This window comes from Streptomyces sp. NPDC053750 (assembly GCF_044544295.1).
Classification (GTDB): Bacteria; Actinomycetota; Actinomycetes; order Streptomycetales; family Streptomycetaceae; genus Streptomyces.
Genome location: NZ_JBITXB010000022.1, coordinates 1 through 17138, shown reverse-complemented (window position 1 = coordinate 17138; position 17138 = coordinate 1). Strand labels below are relative to the sequence as shown.

15 protein-coding genes and 2 pseudogenes are annotated in these 17138 nt (G+C 67.9%); 8 read left to right on the top strand and 9 right to left on the bottom strand.

All coding sequences use genetic code 11. The features are described 5' to 3' along the window. Positions 1-824: 824 nt before the first annotated feature. Entirely contained in the window at positions 825-998 is a 174-nt protein-coding gene (locus ACIGO6_RS36415; protein WP_399884117.1) for a hypothetical protein, read from the top strand. Positions 999-1256: 258 nt separating this feature from the next. On the opposite strand, the gene ACIGO6_RS36410 is transcribed toward ACIGO6_RS36415, so the two are convergent. Further along, complete coding sequence (locus tag ACIGO6_RS36410) at positions 1257-2681, bottom strand: DEAD/DEAH box helicase family protein (RefSeq protein ID WP_399884115.1); 1425 nt, start codon at positions 2679-2681, stop codon at positions 1257-1259. 250 nt (positions 2682-2931) lie between these two features. On the opposite strand from ACIGO6_RS36410, the gene ACIGO6_RS36405 reads away from it, so the two are divergent. The 3 genes from ACIGO6_RS36405 (at position 2932) to ACIGO6_RS36395 (ending at position 6561) form a co-directional block, all read left to right on the top strand. Next, a complete protein-coding gene (locus ACIGO6_RS36405) occupies positions 2932-3207 on the top strand; it encodes a hypothetical protein (RefSeq protein ID WP_399884113.1) in 276 nt (91 codons plus the stop codon). Between the two features lie 85 nt (positions 3208-3292). Beyond that, a complete protein-coding gene (locus tag ACIGO6_RS36400) occupies positions 3293-3742 on the top strand; it encodes a hypothetical protein (protein ID WP_399884111.1) in 450 nt (149 codons plus the stop codon). 128 nt (positions 3743-3870) lie between these two features. Continuing rightward, complete coding sequence (locus tag ACIGO6_RS36395; RefSeq protein ID WP_399884109.1) at positions 3871-6561, top strand: tetratricopeptide repeat protein; 2691 nt, start codon at positions 3871-3873, stop codon at positions 6559-6561. A gap of 391 nt (positions 6562-6952) precedes the next feature. Here ACIGO6_RS36395 and ACIGO6_RS36390 read toward each other — a convergent pair. Next, positions 6953-7321: pseudogene (locus ACIGO6_RS36390) on the bottom strand (transposase family protein); the annotation flags it as partial. A gap of 84 nt (positions 7322-7405) precedes the next feature. Next, a complete protein-coding gene (locus ACIGO6_RS36385) occupies positions 7406-7804 on the bottom strand; it encodes a MerR family transcriptional regulator (protein WP_399884106.1) in 399 nt (132 codons plus the stop codon). Positions 7805-7865: 61 nt separating this feature from the next. Here ACIGO6_RS36385 and ACIGO6_RS36380 point away from each other — a divergent pair, with 61 nt between their 5' ends. Then, positions 7866-8963, top strand: coding sequence for an alkene reductase (locus ACIGO6_RS36380; RefSeq protein WP_399884105.1), 1098 nt, complete (start codon positions 7866-7868; stop codon positions 8961-8963). Positions 8964-9030: 67 nt separating this feature from the next. Here ACIGO6_RS36380 and ACIGO6_RS36375 read toward each other — a convergent pair whose 3' ends face one another. From ACIGO6_RS36375 to ACIGO6_RS36360, 4 genes are all read right to left on the bottom strand, one after another. Further along, a complete protein-coding gene (locus tag ACIGO6_RS36375) occupies positions 9031-9747 on the bottom strand; it encodes a VOC family protein (protein ID WP_399884103.1) in 717 nt (238 codons plus the stop codon). Between the two features lie 62 nt (positions 9748-9809). Further along, positions 9810-10633 (bottom strand): IS5 family transposase gene (locus ACIGO6_RS36370; protein ID WP_399884242.1). Its coding sequence is split into 2 segments (ribosomal slippage): positions 9810-10285 and positions 10285-10633, totalling 825 coding nucleotides; the frame shifts between segments, so codons are not numbered across the junction. A 128-nt stretch (positions 10634-10761) separates the two neighbouring features. After that, positions 10762-11544 carry a transposase family protein gene (locus ACIGO6_RS36365; RefSeq protein ID WP_399884101.1) on the bottom strand — a complete coding sequence of 261 codons (783 nt, stop codon included), beginning with the start codon at positions 11542-11544 and terminating at the stop codon, positions 10762-10764. 241 nt (positions 11545-11785) lie between these two features. After that, positions 11786-12715, bottom strand: coding sequence for a LysR family transcriptional regulator (locus ACIGO6_RS36360; RefSeq protein ID WP_399884099.1), 930 nt, complete (start codon positions 12713-12715; stop codon positions 11786-11788). Positions 12716-12829: 114 nt separating this feature from the next. Between ACIGO6_RS36360 and ACIGO6_RS36355 the strand changes: the two genes are divergently transcribed. Beyond that, positions 12830-13357, top strand: a complete 528-nt coding sequence (locus tag ACIGO6_RS36355) for a DapH/DapD/GlmU-related protein (protein WP_399884240.1) — start codon at positions 12830-12832, stop codon at positions 13355-13357. A gap of 46 nt (positions 13358-13403) precedes the next feature. Next, a pseudogene (locus tag ACIGO6_RS36350) lies at positions 13404-14117 on the top strand (IS5 family transposase); the annotation flags it as partial. A gap of 68 nt (positions 14118-14185) precedes the next feature. Here ACIGO6_RS36350 and ACIGO6_RS36345 read toward each other — a convergent pair. Continuing rightward, positions 14186-14323 (bottom strand): hypothetical protein, encoded by a 138-nt coding sequence (locus ACIGO6_RS36345; RefSeq protein WP_399884250.1) that lies wholly within the window; start codon positions 14321-14323, stop codon positions 14186-14188. Between the two features lie 16 nt (positions 14324-14339). Between ACIGO6_RS36345 and ACIGO6_RS36340 the strand changes: the two genes are divergently transcribed. Then, positions 14340-14879: a GNAT family N-acetyltransferase gene (locus ACIGO6_RS36340; RefSeq protein WP_399884097.1), complete on the top strand. Its 540-nt coding sequence runs from the start codon at positions 14340-14342 to the stop codon at positions 14877-14879. Positions 14880-15067: 188 nt separating this feature from the next. Here ACIGO6_RS36340 and ACIGO6_RS36335 read toward each other — a convergent pair whose 3' ends face one another. Next, positions 15068-16357, bottom strand: coding sequence for an IS256 family transposase (locus ACIGO6_RS36335; protein ID WP_399884095.1), 1290 nt, complete (start codon positions 16355-16357; stop codon positions 15068-15070). Positions 16358-17138: the final 781 nt, after the last annotated feature.

Below are 17138 nucleotides of genomic sequence, written 5' to 3'. Positions count from 1 at the left end.
CATCGAGTTCGGCGCACCCGCCTACGCGGCGATCGTGAAGGCATCGACGCGGCCCAAGCTGACCAAGGCCGGCATCAACGAGGTGCTGTCCGGCAAGCGACTGCCCTCCGTGGATGTGCTGATGGAGTTCGTCCGCGTGGTGAGCAACCCGCTACCTCCCCTCGCCGATGTGCCGGCTCCCCGCTGCGCCACAGGACTGGCAGATCAATGGCGCACCCGGTGGCGATACGTGAAGTTCGCACAACGACGAGCTCAAGCACCATGGCGGCGGCTGCGGGACATGGTGCGCGAGACACTCGACGGAGCTGTCCAAGAAGCCGCGGCCGTGCGCACGGCCGCGTATGCGGAGGCGGAACGCATCCTTGCTGCCGCCCGGAAAGCGGAACTCGCCGACGTGTGGAAGCACCCAGCCGCAGCCCCAACGGGCACGGAAGCAGCCTTCCGGACTGGCAATGGGACAGTGCGGCGCTCACGGCCGCCTTGCGAGGACAGCCGCTGCCGCCATGGAGCGGGCCGTTCTGGTTCGCTGTGCCGACAACGCGCCCCCTGTACGCGCTGGACAGCAATCCATACCGCATTACCGATCTGGTGCCCAACACCTGGTACCTCGCCGTTGAACAAAAAGGGCAATCACTCGTCGCGCAGACACGAGACGGACAGAGAGGCCTGCTCACGAATGCCACGGGTATCCAGCGAGGCTGAGGCCGGAGAAGCTACCCCGCCGACACGGGCATGACATCCTCCGTGTCGCTGGCCCTGCCCGTACGGGTGGCACCACTCGACCGCGACGGCGACCGCACAGGGCACGTCGATCCGCTGGACCCTTGGGCGACGGCGCGACCGTCACCTGCACCGGCCTCGGCACCCACTACCGCGGCAGCGAGAGCATGGCCGACTCCCCGGACTGCGGGCACCGCTACACCCACAGCAGCAGCGGCCAGCCCAGCGAACGGTGCACCGCCGCGGCGGCCGCCACTGACACCCGGCGGTGCCGGTGAACCCCACCGGCTCCGCCACCGCACCACGCGGCGCGCCACCCGTCCCTCCACCCGGCCGGGTTTATTCCCTCGAAGACAGCGCGGACGGTGTCCTGGCCGGGGAATGATGGTGGCTGTGTCCGTGTTGGGATGAGCGTGGTTGTGGAGGGGACAGTGTCCCCGGGCCTCACCTATTGCCTGCAGGGACGATCGTTCGGCTGAAGCCCTGCAGAGCCTTTCGCCGCGTAGGCGACCGCCTTTCACAACCGCATCCTTCGATCAGCCTCGACCGGTGCACGCCGGCTGGGGCTGATCTGCGTGTGCCTGGTGTCCGTGTGACCAGTACGGTGCCGGGTACGTTGCCCGGTCATGGACGACTACGAGCCCCCCGGCCTCGACGGGAGCGACCTGATGCCCGGAGCAAGTGCGACGCCGGACATTTCGCTGACCTTGACCGGAGACTCCGGGGGACACCGAGCCGCCGCTTGTCACCGTGAAGATCGACTCCACGTCCCACCGGCGTCCGGAAGCCCCGATCTCGGTGAACTCCGGATCCAGAAGCTCCAGGACACGGGCCGGGGAAGCACGCACCTCGGGATCGAGAAGCTCCATCTCCCCGTCGATGGCCGCCTGCACGGCGCGCTCACTCTCATCCGTGAACGAGCACCTGCGCACCACGGGCCTCGAACTCCGCAGGAAACCCTTTTTCACAACCGTGTCGTCCGTGGCGATCCCGGACGTGAACTCCCCGAGGACCCGCCGCCGGTGGACCGGCTTGTGCTCGCCGCACAGCCACTCCGCCCAGACCGTCTTCGGGTACAGCACGGGATCCCCGGCGTGGAGCTTCGCGGCGACCTCGGGAAGGCCAGCCGCGAACGCCTCGGCCTCCTTGACCAGGTGGTGGAAGACGAGCGTGCGCCGGAAGCCCTCCTCCGAGGACGCCTTCAGCAGCGCGGTCTGCAACGCGGCGAGCCGGGCCCCGCGCACCTCGTCCGAGCGTCCCTCCACGCCCAGGAGCTGCGCAGCCTGGAGCTGGGTGTCGGTGATGTCCACACACACCACCTGGTACGGCGCGCAGATGCCCCGGTCGATCGCCTCCGGGAGCGTCAACGTGAACGCCCTGCTGCCGAAGGGTCCTGCGGAGTCGTCTTCCATGCTCGCGACCAGCTCGCCCGGTGCGCCGGCCGCCTTCTCCCCGAGCTGCCACAGGCGGGGCGTGGCCGTCATGTACAGCCGCCGCAGCGACGGGATACGGGCGTTGTCGTGGACGATCGCCCACGGCTTACCGATCCGGCCCGACGTCCGGTGCGCCTCGTCGACCACGATCAGGTCCCAGCCCGGAAGGCCGCCCCGGTGCGCACGCTCCAGCGTGCCCAGCCCGAGCGAGGCGTAGGTGGCGAAGACGGTGACCTTGTCGAACGACCGCACCCAGTCGACCAGCTCGCCCACGTCGGTGGTGTTGGGGAAGCCCACGCCCTCGCCCCGCAGGGAGGAGACCCCGATCATCGGGCCCGTGCGGCCCGCCTCGCGCCAGGCAGCCTCGGTCTGCGCGAGCAGGTCCAGCGAGGGGACGAGCACCAGGACGCGTCCCGCCTGGAGTTCGTGTGCGCTCTGCGCGGCGACGAGGGTCTTGCCCGAGCCGGTCGCCATGACGACCTGGGTGCGCAGACCACGCTCGGGGACGGTGCCGGCCGCGGGCACCACGGCCCGCAAAGTGATGTCGCGTTGGGGCCTCAGCGCGGTCGGGCGCGCATCGGGCCGGGGCGGCGAATCCCTGTACGCCGCCGACCAAGTCCAAGCAGCCCAAGCAGCCCGTCCGGGCAAAGGCCGGCGCGGTGCGGCGCGCAGCGAGAGCGGAAAGTTCACCGCCTTCGTGGACTAGTGCACCGCGGCTACGCGGGTGCACGGTCATCTCGGCGTCGGCACTGCCCCCGACCGGGCCACACTTGTCAACATGATCGAGCAAGCTGCCGGACGGGGCTACGCGGCGACCGCCGCCGGAGCCGAGGCCGTCACCTACCAGCCGGTCAGCCGGGGAAAGTTCCTGCGCGCCGTCCAGCTTCAGCGCGTCAATACGGGCTTGGTGAGCGCGCATCTCAGCCGCCCGGGGCTGAGCCGTTCGGGCTCGATGGGAGCTGCGATCATGGGCTGGCAATGTGCTCCTCGTGCTGCCGGAGCGCCGAGCGCCCGCGCTTCTGCGCTGCGGGCAAAGGCCATCTACGTATGGTGAGTTGGTGGCATCGTGGTCTTCTACGTACGTAGCTGACGAGGCGGGGGCTGGTATGAACCGGTGGGCCAGGTGGACGGTAGCGGGCGTGGTGACGGTTGCGTCGTTCGCCACGGTCACCTCACTCTGCGGGGCGCTGGTGCTTCCGCTGGTGATGGAGGACGCCGCGCTCCGCTGGGGGCTGGCCTCCGCAATGGGAGCGGCACTGGCGGCACTGGCTGCTGCATGGGGCCACGGATTCGCCACCCGCATCCCGCACAACCCGGGGCAGACGCCGCCCGGCGGGACAGCCCAAGCCCAGGCCCCGCGCTCGGTCGCTGTCGCTGGCGACAACTCGGGCAGCATCTCCACCGGCGACGGCACCCCGGGGACACTCCCTCCTCAGCCCTCAGACCAGCCTGACGCCGCACCACCGCACCCTTCCTCGCCCTCGTCGAGCAGCACGGTGTCGGCGTCCGGGGAGCGGTCCATCGCCATCGGCGGGAACAGCTCGGGAACCCTGTCCACCGGCGACCAGTGCGACGGACCGGGCCGGTGAAACGGCCTTTCATGTCATGGCTCTCCCGGGATCGGAAGACGCCGCCCGCACCCGTCGGGACCGATCCCCAGACCGCGGCGTCGGCGGAGCGTGCCGTCGCTGTGGGCGGGGACAGCTACGGGCCGGTGGTGACCGGCGACAACGCCAGGGCCGTGACACTTCCCGCGGAAGCATTCCGATCTCCCGCACAGGTAGCAGCGCCCCCAGGACTGGACAACCTTCCCTTACGCCCCGCTCTGTTCGTCGGCCGCACCAGCGAACTGCAGCAACTCGACGCCGCGATGGCGACCCCGGGCGGGGTATTCGTGCAGGCGGTGCACGGGCTCGGCGGGGTCGGCAAGAGCACCCTGGCCGCGCACTGGGCCGCCACCCGCCCCCATGGCTGTGCCCCGATCCGATGGATCAACGCCGACAGCCCCACCGGCGTCCAAGAGGGTCTGGCGGCGCTGGCAACCGCACTGCAGCCAGCCCTCGCCCAGGTGCTGTCCGTGGAAGAACTGGCAGACCGCGCGCTGCAGTGGCTCGCTACCCACACCGGCTGGCTGCTGATCCTGGACAACGTCAACGATCCCGCCGACATCACCCCCCTGCTCGCCCGGGCCCCCGGCGGACGATTCCTGATCACCAGCAGGCTCGCCACCACCTGGCACCACCTCACCACCGTTGTGCGCCTGGACGTCCTGGGCCGAGCCGAGGCACTGGACCTGCTCAGCCGCCTCGCTGCCAGCACCGCCCCGGGACGGGACATGAACGGCGCCGCCGACCTGTGCGCCGAACTGGGCCATCTGCCCCTGGCCGTCGAACAGGCCGGCGCTTACCTGGCACAGAACCAATTCACCACGCCCCGCACCTACCTGGACCTCCTCACCCACAACCCCGCGACGACGTACGACCAAGGTGCCGTGGGGACCACACCCGAACGCACCATCGCCCGGATCTGGCGCACCACCTTGGACCGGATCAGCGCCGACCAGCCCCTGGCTGCCGACCTGTTACGGCTCCTGGCGTGGTACGCCCCCGATCAGATCCCTGCCACCCTCCTGGACGGTCTAGTCGACGGGCCTACACCGCAGGCCGCACTCGGCCTCCTGACGGCCTACAGCATGATCACACCCGATCCTGCGACCCATACCCTGGCAGTCCACCGGCTCGTCCAGGCACTCGCCCGCACCCCCGACCCGGACGACCCCCACCGCACCCCCCGACTCGTCGACCAGGCCCGCAGTCACGCGACTTCCTGCCTGCACGCAGCCCTGCCCCCCACCTGGGACAACCCCGCAACCTGGCCCACCTGGCACGCGCTCGTTCCCCACATCGACGCATTAGCCGCCCGCGCGTTCGCCGAAACGGACACCACCACCACCGCAGCGGTCCTCAACCGCGCGGGCCGCTTCCTCGAATACCAAGGTCAGATTTCTCGCGCGATCAGCCACCTCCGACGAGCCCTGGCCGCCGCAGAACGGACGCTCGGCCCTGACGCCCCTGACACTCTCGCCACGCGCGGCAACCTTGCCCACGCCCACTTTGCGGCGGGGGATTCCCAGGGGGCGATTCCGCTGTACAAGCAGAATCTCAGCCAGTTGGAGCGGGTGCTGGGCCCAGAACATCCCGAGTCTCTGACCTGCCGAAGCGACCTCGCCAATGCCTACTGGGGTATGGCGGATCTCGAGCGGGCGATTGCATGGCACGAGCGGACCCTCACCGACCGCATGCGGGTCCTCGGCCCCGACCACCCCGACACCCTGGGATCCCGCCACAACCTCGCCACCGCCTACCTGCACGCGTGGGAGTACGAGAAGGCGATTCCCCTGTACGAGCGGACCCTCACCGACCGCATGCGGGTCCTCGGCCCCGACCACCCCCACACCCTGACCACCCGCTACTGCATCGCCCGCGCCTATTGGGGAGCGGAAGGGCCGGTACGGGCGATTCCGCTACTCGAGCAGACCCTCACTGACCGCGTGCGGGTCCTCGGCCCCGACCACCCCGACACGCTGGGATCCCGCAGTGGCCTCGCAGAGGCGTACCACGATGCCGGTGACGTCGGGCGGTCGATCGCGCTCTTCGAGCAGGTCCTTGCCCACGCGGAGCGGGTACTCGACCCTGACCATGTCGGCAAAAGGATCTACCGGCATGGCCTCGCCCAGGCCTACCACACAGCCGGAAACGTTGAGCAGGCGATTCCGTTGTACGAACGGAACCTCACCGACGATCTGCGGATACGCGGTCCCGACCATCCCGACACGCTGGACTCCCGCCTTGGCCTCGCACAGGCGTGCTGGGCCACGGGGGACCATGAGCGGTCGGTCTCCCTGTACGAGGAGAACCTCACCTGCACGGAGCGCCAGTGGGGATCGGACCATCCCGAGTCGCTGACCTGCCGGTACGACCTTGCCAACGCCTACTGGGCAATGAGGGATCTCGAGCGGGCGATTCCGCTGTACGAACAGACCTTCACCGACCGCGTGCGGGTCCTTGGCCCCGACCACCCCGACACTCTGGCCTCCGCCCACAACAGGGCCCGCGCCTACTGGGCCAGAGGAGATGTTGTGCAGGCTGTGCGCCTGTACGAGCAAACTCTCACCGCGATGGAACGGGTGCTCGGCCCCGACGACCTGACCACCCTGGTCACCCAGCACAATCTTGCTCTTGCCTATGAATCCACTGGGGACTTTGGGCAGGCGATTTCTTTGTTGGAGCAGGCCATCGCCGGCATGGAGCGGACGCTCGACCCTGACCACGCCCACACCCTGAACTCCCGCAACGTGCTCACTCGAGTGCTGGCTAAGTGTGACAGCGGTGAGTTCGGACAGCCTTGAGGGGCGTATTCTCCCATCGCTTATCCCGGAATCTGCTGTTTGGCTGAACCGTCTTCTTCGACGGCGGAGCCCCAAAACTGCGCGACACCGACCGCTTTGGCGACGTCGTCCGGCGTGAGGGAGGGACAACCCGGGGGGCCTGCGCGTGGATTTCTGGGACGTCGAATACATCAGGATAGATTTCTGACCGCCCCGAATACGTGACTGCTATAAAACTCTCTAGGATCGAGGAAGCAATGAGATTACGACACCGTCAGCTTCTTGCGCTCAACGAGCGAAGGAATCGAAGGAATGCCGACGAGGAAGGAACCAGCGAAACCCCTCACATTAACACCGCAGCCAATGTCGCACTCGCGACTGCCGCTCTTCTCGGCCTTTTACTGAACCTATTTCATCTTGAATAGTTGCAGGTCAACAGTGTGTGGACGGCCTGGACGATGGCGCTGATGCGGCGGGTGGAGCATCTGGCTCGCCGTAGTAGCCGCCAGGACTTCAACTGCGCGAAGGCTCGTTCGCCGGGGGCTCGGAGCCGGGCGTGGTGGCGGTTGAACTGCTGGTAGTGCTCGGGCTGTTCGCTGTGGTGGTAGTACGGGGTGCGGAAGGTGGCGCCGGCGCTCTGGTAGGCGCGGTCGGCGAGGACGAGGATCTGCCGGGTGAGGCAGGCTTGGACGATGCCGTGGGCGCGGGCCGCGGTCAGGTCGTGGGTGCGGCCGGGTGTTGCGCGGGAGAACCAGAGCGGGGTGCCGTCGGGACGGGCGATGGGCGGTGCGTACTTCACAGCAGGGATTGCCTGCAGTCGTCGAGGCCACGGCATGGACTTCCGGGGCCGTGCCGGGGGCGGGTGTCAGGACCTCGGTGCCAGGCCGGACTCCGTCTCCGCCTGCGTCGGCGTCGCGGCGCCGGCGATGACGCCGTCCAGCAGGGAGCGGGAGCGTTGCAGATCCTCGATCATGCGGTCGATGCGAGCCCGCTCCACTGTCAGTTCACTGACCAGGAGTTCGTCCGCCGTCTCGTTCGGCCCGCCGTCGCTGTCGCGCATGCAGGGAAGCAGCTTGGCGATCTTCGAGCTGCACAGGCCCGCCGCGTAGAGTTCCTGAATGCGTCGCACCCGGTCCACCGCCGTCCCGGCGTAATTCCGGTGACCGCCCGGCGTGCGCTCGGCCGACAGCAGTCCCTCCTGCTCGTAGTAGCGCAATGAGCGCTCGCTCACGCCCGTACGGCGGGCCAGCTCACCGATTCGCATGACGCAGATCACATCACTTCCGCTTGATTCTCACATCCGTGTCAACTTCTACGGTAACGGCATGACGCACGAAACGACGACCTCCCCCCTCCTGATGCCCGGCCGCCTCGGCCGCCACGAGCTCGCGAACCGCCTGGTCATCGCCCCCATGACCCGCAACCGTGCGGAGAGCGACGGCACCCCCACGCCGCTCATGGCCGAGTACTACGCCCAGCGGGCCACCGCCGGGGCGATCATCGCCGAGGCCTCCACCCCGAACGCGGTCGGCCAGACCTACCCGAACACCACCGCCCTGCACACCGACGCCCACACCGCCGGATGGCGGCAGGTCACCAAGGCCGTCCAGGCCGCCGGCGGCGGCCCGATGTTCCTCCAGATCCAGCACGGCGGACGCGTCGGCCACCCCGACAACAGCGGCCTCACCCCCATCGCCCCCTCACCGATCCCGCTGCCCGAGCCGATCCACACCCCCACAGGACGGCAGACGGCAGTCACCCCGCGCGAGATGACCGCCGCCGACATCCGGCAGACCATCCGCGACTTCGCCGACACCGCCCGCCGCGCCGTCGACGCAGGCTTCGCCGGCGTCGAAGTGCACAGCGCCAACGGCTACCTGCTCCACCAGTTCCTCGCCCCCAACACCAACCACCGCACCGACGCCTACGGCGGCAGCACCGACAACCGCATCCGTTTCACCACCGAAGTCGTCGATGCCGTCAGCGATGCCATTGGAGCCGACCGGACCGGCCTGCGTATCTCTCCCGGAAACACCGTCAACGGCATCGCCGACACCGACGCCGACACCCTCTACCCCGCACTCCTCGAAGCCAACGCGGGCAAGGACCTTGCCTATCTGCACGTCGCCTTCGCCGACCCTGCCCAGCCCCTGTTCGCACGGCTGCGCGAGATCTGGACCGGCACCCTGATCGCCAACCCGGTGCTGCCGGCCGACCAGATCCCCGCCGACGGAGGACGCGAAGCCGCCGAACGCCTCCTGAACGCCGGCGCCGACCTCGTCGCCCTCGGCCGCCCCTTCCTCGCCAACCCCGACCTCGTCCACCGCATCCGTACCGGCGCCCCCATCAACGCCGTCCGCGCCAAGTACGCGATGTACACCGGAGGCCCGACCGGATACACCGACTACCCCGTGTACAACTAAGAACTGCTAACGAAATGAGGTGCCGTCGGCTCAACATGGTCCGACGGCACCATGTGTGGTCCAGGCGTCATTGCCCCAGAGATTGAACTCGGAATGACAGCCCTTCCGGGCTGTGCAGTCTCAGATTGGACTGGTCGGTCTCTCGGATTCGGTTAGCGAGGCTCGGGCCACCGCCACCGATCTGCATGCGGGAGATGACGCCCTCCAGGTCATCGACCCCGACGCAGAGTTCCCACTGCGGGGTAGTGATGGGTTCACGCGCCGCGATGAATGCGGCAGCCGCGAGAGGAGTGCCTGTCAACTGGTGGTAGAAGTCCCGGGCCCGCTCCGGTTGGCCGCAGGCCAGGACCATGTGATGTGGGGCGCCTGCCAAGCGGAGCGGGAACGTCCACCCGGTGAACCCATGGGGTTGCCACAAGGAGAAAGGGGCACCCACCGGGTCGATCAACGTCGCCGTACGGCCCTGATCACCCGCGTCAAAGGGAGCCACGACAAGACGCGCGCCGTTCGCCGTCGCGGCTTCGGCGCGGCGGTCGACGTCATCAACGGCCAGGTAGTAGGCGACGTGGGCGGGCGTGCCCGGCGGGTAGATCGGGTTCGCAAGGTCGCTGACGCCGCCGATCTGGTACCCGCCGATGGTTATCTTGGTGGCCTGGCGCCAGTCCTCCTCATCCACTGCAAAACACCAGCCCAGTGCCTGCGATAGGAAGGCAGCGGTGCCGGATGGATCGCGGGTTTTCAGGTCCATCCAGCAGAACTCGTTCAACGAACCGAGGGCGGTCATCGTGTCCTCCTTGTCTTTCGAGTGCTGGGTATCGGCTCACCGGGCGACTGCACAAGCGGGTTTCAGCTGCTAGCCGTGCGAGAGGTCCGGCGGGATGCCACAGGTCTGTGCTGCGTATGCAGTGACACCAGCCGTCTCCAGCAGATGAGAGCGCATCCGAGGCTGAGGAACGCTTCGTGCCATTGCAGGTGAGCGAATGCGCGCTCGACGACCCAGCGTTGGGCTCCGAGTCCGGAGCCGTGTTCGGTGCCGCGGCGGGCGACCAGCGGCTTCACGCCAAGGGCCCGGACCATGTGGCGGTACTTGTCGTGGTCGTAGCCGCGGTCAGCAAGGATCACGTCCGGGCGGCGCCGGGGCCGGCCGCGCTTGCCTCGCACCGGCGGCACGGCCTGGAGGAGCGGGATCAGCTGAGTGACATCGTTGCGGTTGCCACCGGTCAAGGAGGCAGCAAGCGGGATGCCGGTGGCGTCAGTGATCAGATGATGCTTACTGCCCGTTCTGCCCCGGTCAACGGGGCCTCGTCCGGTCTTGGCTCCCCCTTTAACGCCCGGATGTGGGAGCCGTCGACCACCGCGCGGGAGAAGTCCAGGGCGTTCGCGGCGCGCAGCTCGGCGAGGAGGACCTGGTGCAGCTGAGGCCACACCCCGGCCTCGGTCCATTCGGCCAGGCGGCGCCACCATGTCATGCCCGAGCCGAAGCCGGGTTCCTGCGGTAGATGTTCCCAGGCGATCCCGGTATGCAGCACGAACAGGATGCCCTGGAACACCAGCCGGTCCGGATGCCGCTTGCGCCCTGGATGCCGGGTCCGGCGCTCGATCTTGGGCAGCAGCGGTTCGATCACTGCCCACAGCTCGTCGTCGACTTCCCATGCCTTCGGCCGTGCCACCCCGCACCCCCAGATCCTCGGTCGGTCTTGGAGCGATCCAATCACCTCGAAGATCATTTCGTTAGGACTTCTAACGAGCTCGTGCACGGTAAGCGGTGAGACGTCACGGACTCCGGTGTGGCCCGTGGTCACATCTGTCGTGTCAGGTTCAGGTCCGCTGTCTGCTGGTGGGACAGCAGGCCGGCGATGGCTTGGACGGTGTCGCTCATGTGCTCGCGGCGGCCGAGGTGGCGGGCCAGGGCCCGCCAGTTCTTGAGATGGGCGATGCCGTGCTCGACACGGATACGCCGTGATGAGTGCGCCTTGCGCTGGCGCTCGTACATCTCCTCGTACCAGTCGGGGGCGTTCTTCTTGAACTTACGGTGTGGTGGTGTGATCACCCGGCCGCCGGTCTGGGCGCCCAGGCCCTGGTAGCCGGCGTCGGCAAGGATCTCCACCACGGGTCCGTCGGCCAGAAGCCTGACCAGCCCTAATTGGCGGGCGTGGGTGATATCTGCGCAGCTGCCGGGCTTGGTCGGGCTGCAGAAGAGCACGCGGCCGTCCCCGTCCGTGACGACCATGGTCTTGACCGCGTTCTGCTTGTTCTTGCCGGAGATGAACTTGTCGCGGTCCTCGCGTCCGGCGGCCGGGCGGCGGACCCGAATCTCGGTGCCGTCGATGATCCCGGTCTTCCCGTCGGCACCGAGGTGGTCGATGACCTCGTCCAGGGTCCGCAGCCGCACACCCTGGCTGGCGGTGCACCCTCGCTCGGCGAGCAAGGGTCGAACCTCCCCGATGGCACGAGTGATGGTGGAGAGGTCGACACCGAACCAGCAGGCGAGCACGTCGTGCGTGGTGGCATGCCGGAGGTGCACGAGCGTGGCCAGAAGCCGGTCGACGAACATCAACCGGTGCTTCGCTCCGGCGCCCACAGCACGCTTCCGTGGACGGGACGCAAGCTCGGCCTGGTGCCGTTCGTGCCACAACGGGCCGAGCTCTGCGACCAGTTCAGCGATCATGTTGGCCGACAGGCCCGTGACCCTCCGGTCGCTGATGATCGCTGCATGAGATGCGTTCCCCACCACATGGCCATGATCGACGATCAGAGTCCCGACGTCTCACCGCTTACCGTGCACGAGCTCGTAAGCCGTGTCCGTTAATTCGGTCGTGTGGTCAGCGGTCTACCCAGTCCGGCGCCCACACGTCGTGCGGGGTTGGCGGGCCTGCGGTGCGCAGATGGTCGCGTAGCGCGGTCAGCACGGGGTGCTGGTCTCCGCTGCGGAACAGCAGCACGTGCGGGTAGACCGGGGTCGGGTCGTGCAACGGGATGCGCCGTAGGTCGTAAGTCTGGGGCCACAGGTACCGGTCCCCACTGCCGACGAGGGTGGCCAGCGAGGCCGAGTCGGCCAACGCGTCCATCAGGGCCTCGTCACCGAAGTTGGGGCCGAGCGCGTCGATACTCAGGCCGAAGGCCTCGGACAGCGCCTGGTAGAACGCCGCCCACTCCGTGTCCGGCCGGATCCCGGGGATCCAGATGCGGTGACCGGCCAGGTCTGCAGGACTGACCCAGGGCGCGTCAGCCAGCGGGTGGCCGGGTCCGACCAGGAGCTCCAGGGGTGCGTCCAGAAGTCGTTCGGCGCTGATCCCCGCCGGGACCTGGTCTGCCGGCAGGGCACGGAAGGACGCGTCGACAGTCCCTTCGAGCACCGCCTGGGCGGCCTGGGCGGCGTTCTCCGTGCTCAGCGTGACCGCGTCCAGATCCGTCTCGGGGTGGGAGCGGTAAAACCGGTACACAGCCTGGGCCGGGAAGATGCGCCGATTGAGGACATCGACGCGCAAGGGACGGCTTCCGGGGCGCACGGCCTGCTCGGCCTGTTCGATGGCCGCCACTGCCTTCTTCGCGTGCGGCAGGAAGACCTGCCCGTCCAGGCTCAGACGGGAGCCTCGGGAGGTCCGTACTAGGAGCGTGACTTCGATGTGCCTCTCCAGGGCCGCGATCCGCTTGGAGACCGCCTGCTGGCTGACCCCCAGCTCGTCGGCCGCAGCCTGGAACTGGCCGGTCTCGGCGACGGCCACGAACGTCCGCAGCGCTTCAACATCCACGCTTCCACCCTACTCCCACAACTATTGGTTGTATCTGGTGTGGTGCAGGGTTGTTTGATCGAGTGTTCTGCGCGGTGGTGGGATCAGCGCATGTCTACCCGCACAGAGCAGGTCATGTATGTCCAGACACCTGAGTTCGCGCGTCATGTGGAGCGGATCGTGGAGGTGACCGATGCGACGTCTCGACTGAACGTGCTTCCATTCAGCGACAGCGAGGGTCGCGCAGAACAACTTTCCGTTGTGTTCGGCGGTCCGCTGCCGGAGTCGGTGATGATCTACCCGCCGTTCTCTACCGAGTGCGGGCTGAACACGACGTTCGGGGAAAACGTCTTCGTCAACCAGGGGTGCACCTTCATGGACAAGGGGGGCATCCGTATCGGCAACGGCGTCATGATCGCCCCGAAGGTCAGCCTCATCACCGGAGGCCATCCACTGCCCCTGGCCGAGCGCCGCGAGTACCTCTCCTTCGCCCCGATCGTCATCGAGGACGACGTCTGGATCGGGACGGCTGCCGTGATCACGCAAGGGGTGACCATCGGTGCCGGTGCAGTGGTCGCTGCCGGTGCGGTGGTCACTCGTGATGTCCCTGCCGGCACCGTGGTCGCGGGAGTGCCCGCCCGGGTGATCAAGACGATTGACTGAGCCCGGCCGGGTTGCTGGCCCGGGTGCGCAGCGCCTCTGCGGTCTGATTGTGATGCCTCGTCACACCCGGCTGACCGACCGGCAGTGGGACCGCATCCTCCCTCTGCTGCCCTCCAATACCGGTCGTCGTGGCAGGCCGTGGGCCGATCACCGCCGCATTGTGGAGGCGATCATCTACCGGTACCGCACCGGCGTTCCTTGGCGAGATCTCCCAGCCAGGTTCGGCTCCTGGAAGACCGTGTGGGCCCGACACCGCCGCTGGGCCGCCGACGGGACCTGGGACCGCGTGCTCAGCGTCCTGCTCGCCCGCGCGGACGACGACGGGCTGATCGACTGGCGGTGGCGGTGGACTCCACCATCACCCGGGCCCACCAGCACGCCACCAACACCCGCCGCCCCGAGAAGTGCCGGGCCGCAGCCCGAGGGCAGGGCCTCGACGCCCACCGAGAGCCCGCCGGGCACGCGATCGGCCGTTCCCGCGGCGGGCTGACCACGAAGATCCACCACGCCGTGGACGGTCAGGGCCGACCGCTCGCCGTCGTCGTAACGCTCGGGCAGGCGCACGACGGCCAGTCCCTGCCGTTGCTGCTGGGCGACCTGCGAGTCCCCAGGACCGGAGCAGGCCGCCCGCGTACGACCCCGGCCATGCTGCTCGGGAACAAGGCCTACTCCTCCCGCGCGATCCGAGCGGCGCTCAAGGCCCGCGGGATCACCCGCGGTCATCCCTGAACGGTGTGACCAGCAGGAGCACCGTCGCCGACCTACTCATCGGCCGGTTAGCCAGGGTGGTGGCCTGCATGAATGCGGGCGTGATCGAACTCGAGATGTTCAGTGCCGAGGGCTGCCGATGGGGGACGAGGTTCCCGAGGCGGCGGCGTATTCGTAGACGTTGGAGCGGTCGGCGTTGACGGCGTAGAGGCGGTCCTTGGTGGAGTTAGGCGTCTCCCGTTCGGTTGGTTTGACCACCTGTTAGCGTGCGCGGATGGAAGATCTGGGGTCTGTGGCTTGGCCGCCTGAGCCGATCAAGACCGAGAGGCTCGTGCTCCGTGAGCCCGGGACCCGGGATCGTGCGGGGTTCATCGAGCTGCTCGCCTCGCCGGAAGTGCACACCTACCTCGGCGGCCCCCGGCCGCGTGACGAGCTTGAGCGCGAGATGTCCGGGGCACCCGAGCGGTGGCCCGGAAGCTTCGCCGTCGAGCTCGACGGGTCGGTGATCGGCCAGATCCTGCTCAGGAGAGCACCGGGGCACCACCGCCCGTCTGCCGCTGGGAAGGCCGATCTCGGCTACCTGTTCCTGCCGCGGGCGTGGGGACACGGCTACGCCGCCAAGGCATGCGCGGCGGCACTCGACTGGTTCGCCGGAGTGCTTCCCGGCGAACCAGTGGTGCTCGCCACCCAGACCGCCAACGCCCGCTCGATGCGCCTCGCGGCGAAGCTGGGGTTCACGGAGGTGGAGCGGTTCGATGCCTGGGACGCCGAGCAGTGGCTCGGCATGTGGTCCCCGGTCACGCCGTCCAGTTGAGTTCGCGACGGAACCACTGGGGAGTACCCGCCCATCCACGCGCGGGCGCCCTGTGACTCCGGAGGGGGACCCGCCAGCGGGCCGGCTGCCGTACCAGGCTGGTCTTCACCGGCCGGTCTCGCTTGAGCCTCCGTTCTTCCACCAGGAAGGGGTCTGTGTAGCGAACGGTGGGACTCGGTTGGTTTTGTTCAGCGGCGTCCGGCGGTGAGCCGGCCGTCGAAGGTGATGTCGAAGGCTTGGAGTGCGGCCTTCCAGCGCATGGTCCAGCGTTTGCGTCCGGTGCCGGTCGGGTCCAGGCTCATGACGGCCAGGTAGACGCATTTGAGCGCGGCCTGGTCGGTGGGGAAGTGTCCCCGGGCCCTCACGGCCTTGCGGATCCGTGCGTTGATGCTCTCGATCGCGTTGGTGGTGCAGACGATCTTGCGGATCTCGACGTCGAACTGGAGGAAGGGCACGAACTCCGCCCACGCGCTCTCCCAGAGCCGGACGATCGCCGGATACTTCCCGCCCCAGGCGTCGGTGAAATCCACGAACCGCTCCAGGGCGGCGTCCTCGGTCGGCGCGATGTAGACGGGCCTGAGCGCCTTCGCGATCTTCTCCCAGTCCTGCCGGGCCGCGTAACGGAAGCTGCTCCGCAGCAGGTGAACGACGCAGGTCTGGACGATCGTTGCAGGCCAGACGGTGTTCACGGCGTCCGGGAGGCCGGTCAGGCCGTCGCAGACCAGCATCAGAACGTCGGCCGTGCCGCGGTTCTTGATCTCGGTCAGGACCTGGAGCCAGTACTTCGCGCCCTCACCGCCGTCACCGATCCACAGGCCCAGGATGTCCCGGTGCCCCTCGGCAGTGACCGCCACCGCCATGTAGACGGGCCGGTTGGCGACCTGCCCGTCCCTGACCTTCACGTTCACACAGTCGATGAAGACGACCGGGTAGACGCTGTCCAGCGGACGGTTCTGCCATTCGGTCATGCCGGCCATCACGCTGTCGGTGATCGTGGAGATCGTGGACTTGGAGATCTCCGCCCCGTAGACCTCGGCGAGATGCGCGGAGATCTCCCCGTGCGTCAGCCCTTTCGCCGACAGGGACAGGACCATCTCGTCCACCCCGCCCAGACGCCGCTGCCGCTTCTTGACCAGCTGCGGTTCGAACGACCCGGCCCTATCCCGCGGCACCGCGATCTCGACCGGCCCCGACTCGGTGATCACCGTCTTCGACCGGTGCCCGTTGCGGTAGTTCTCCCGGCCGCCCTCGGCCCGCTCACCTGGCTCATGGCCCAGATGATCGGTGAGCTCGCCCTCCAGCGCGGACTCCAGCACCCGCTTCGTCAGCTGCTGCAGCAGGCCGCCCTCCCCGGTGAGCTTCACCCCACCGGCCTGAGCCCGGGCCACCAGCTCGGCAACCAGCCCGTCATCCACGGCGCCCGTCCCACTCACCACGGCCTCCCCGGCCTTGATGTCACTCGCCACGTCAGTCATCAACTGTCGCTTCCAGCTCGGGAGTTACACCGCTCACCGTACAGACCCGCGCGGCGTCGTCTACGGCCCGGGCTCCGGCATCGTCGGCCTCCTCTTCTGGTCACTGCGACTCTGGATGGCCTAGCGAAGTGCCTGACGCCCGACCACTGACCGGGCCACTCCGTGAAAGGCGGCTGCCCTTCAGCAGTGAAGCGACCCGACTCCAGAGTCGGGTCGCTTCACTCTCGGCTGAGGAGGCAAGGCTTGGCTCAGAGTTTTCCCCGTGATCGATCGCAGTACAGCCCGAGAAGTCGGGTTTGACGTCATGTGCTGTGTGATGGGCGGTGCTGGCGGGCCGTGATCGAGCGGACCTGGATTTGCTGGTTCTGCACGGCCTCGTGGCCCCGCCCGGGGGCATACACGGAACTGAGACACGCCCGATGAATGGCTGGTGCTGACGTGGCAAGAGTCACATGCCGTTCAAGTATTACGGGCCGAATGCCCCGGACTGTCACCGTTGTTGCTTGCTTGATCAGCACCGTAGGAAGGAAGGCGGCGCGACACAACATCAAGTCGTTGGAAGAAATCAGACTTGTCTTCTGATTTACGACGTAGACGTACCTTGCCCCGCCTTGCCCTCGCGGCAGCTCTGCTGACCGGTGTGCCGCTCACCGTCGCTTCCGGGTTTGCTCTCGGAGCAGGCAGTGATGTGAGGTTCCCCCGAGATGCGGGAAGAGGTGACAGAGGGTCAGATGGGTCTCACGAGAGGAGCCCAGACGATGCCTGCACCGAGGAAGTACCCGCT

Bases quoted from the DNA above. Each gene is read 5' to 3' on its own strand.
- ACIGO6_RS36405 (WP_399884113.1), top strand. From the start codon at position 2,932: ATGATCGAGCAAGCTGCCGGACGGGGCTACGCGGCGACCGCCGCCGGA.
- ACIGO6_RS36385 (WP_399884106.1), bottom strand. From the start codon at position 7,804: ATGCGAATCGGTGAGCTGGCCCGCCGTACGGGCGTGAGCGAGCGCTCA.
- ACIGO6_RS36380 (WP_399884105.1), top strand. From the start codon at position 7,866: ATGACGCACGAAACGACGACCTCCCCCCTCCTGATGCCCGGCCGCCTC.
- ACIGO6_RS36375 (WP_399884103.1), bottom strand. From the start codon at position 9,747: ATGACCGCCCTCGGTTCGTTGAACGAGTTCTGCTGGATGGACCTGAAA.
- ACIGO6_RS36355 (WP_399884240.1), top strand. From the start codon at position 12,830: ATGTATGTCCAGACACCTGAGTTCGCGCGTCATGTGGAGCGGATCGTG.
- ACIGO6_RS36340 (WP_399884097.1), top strand. From the start codon at position 14,340: ATGGAAGATCTGGGGTCTGTGGCTTGGCCGCCTGAGCCGATCAAGACC.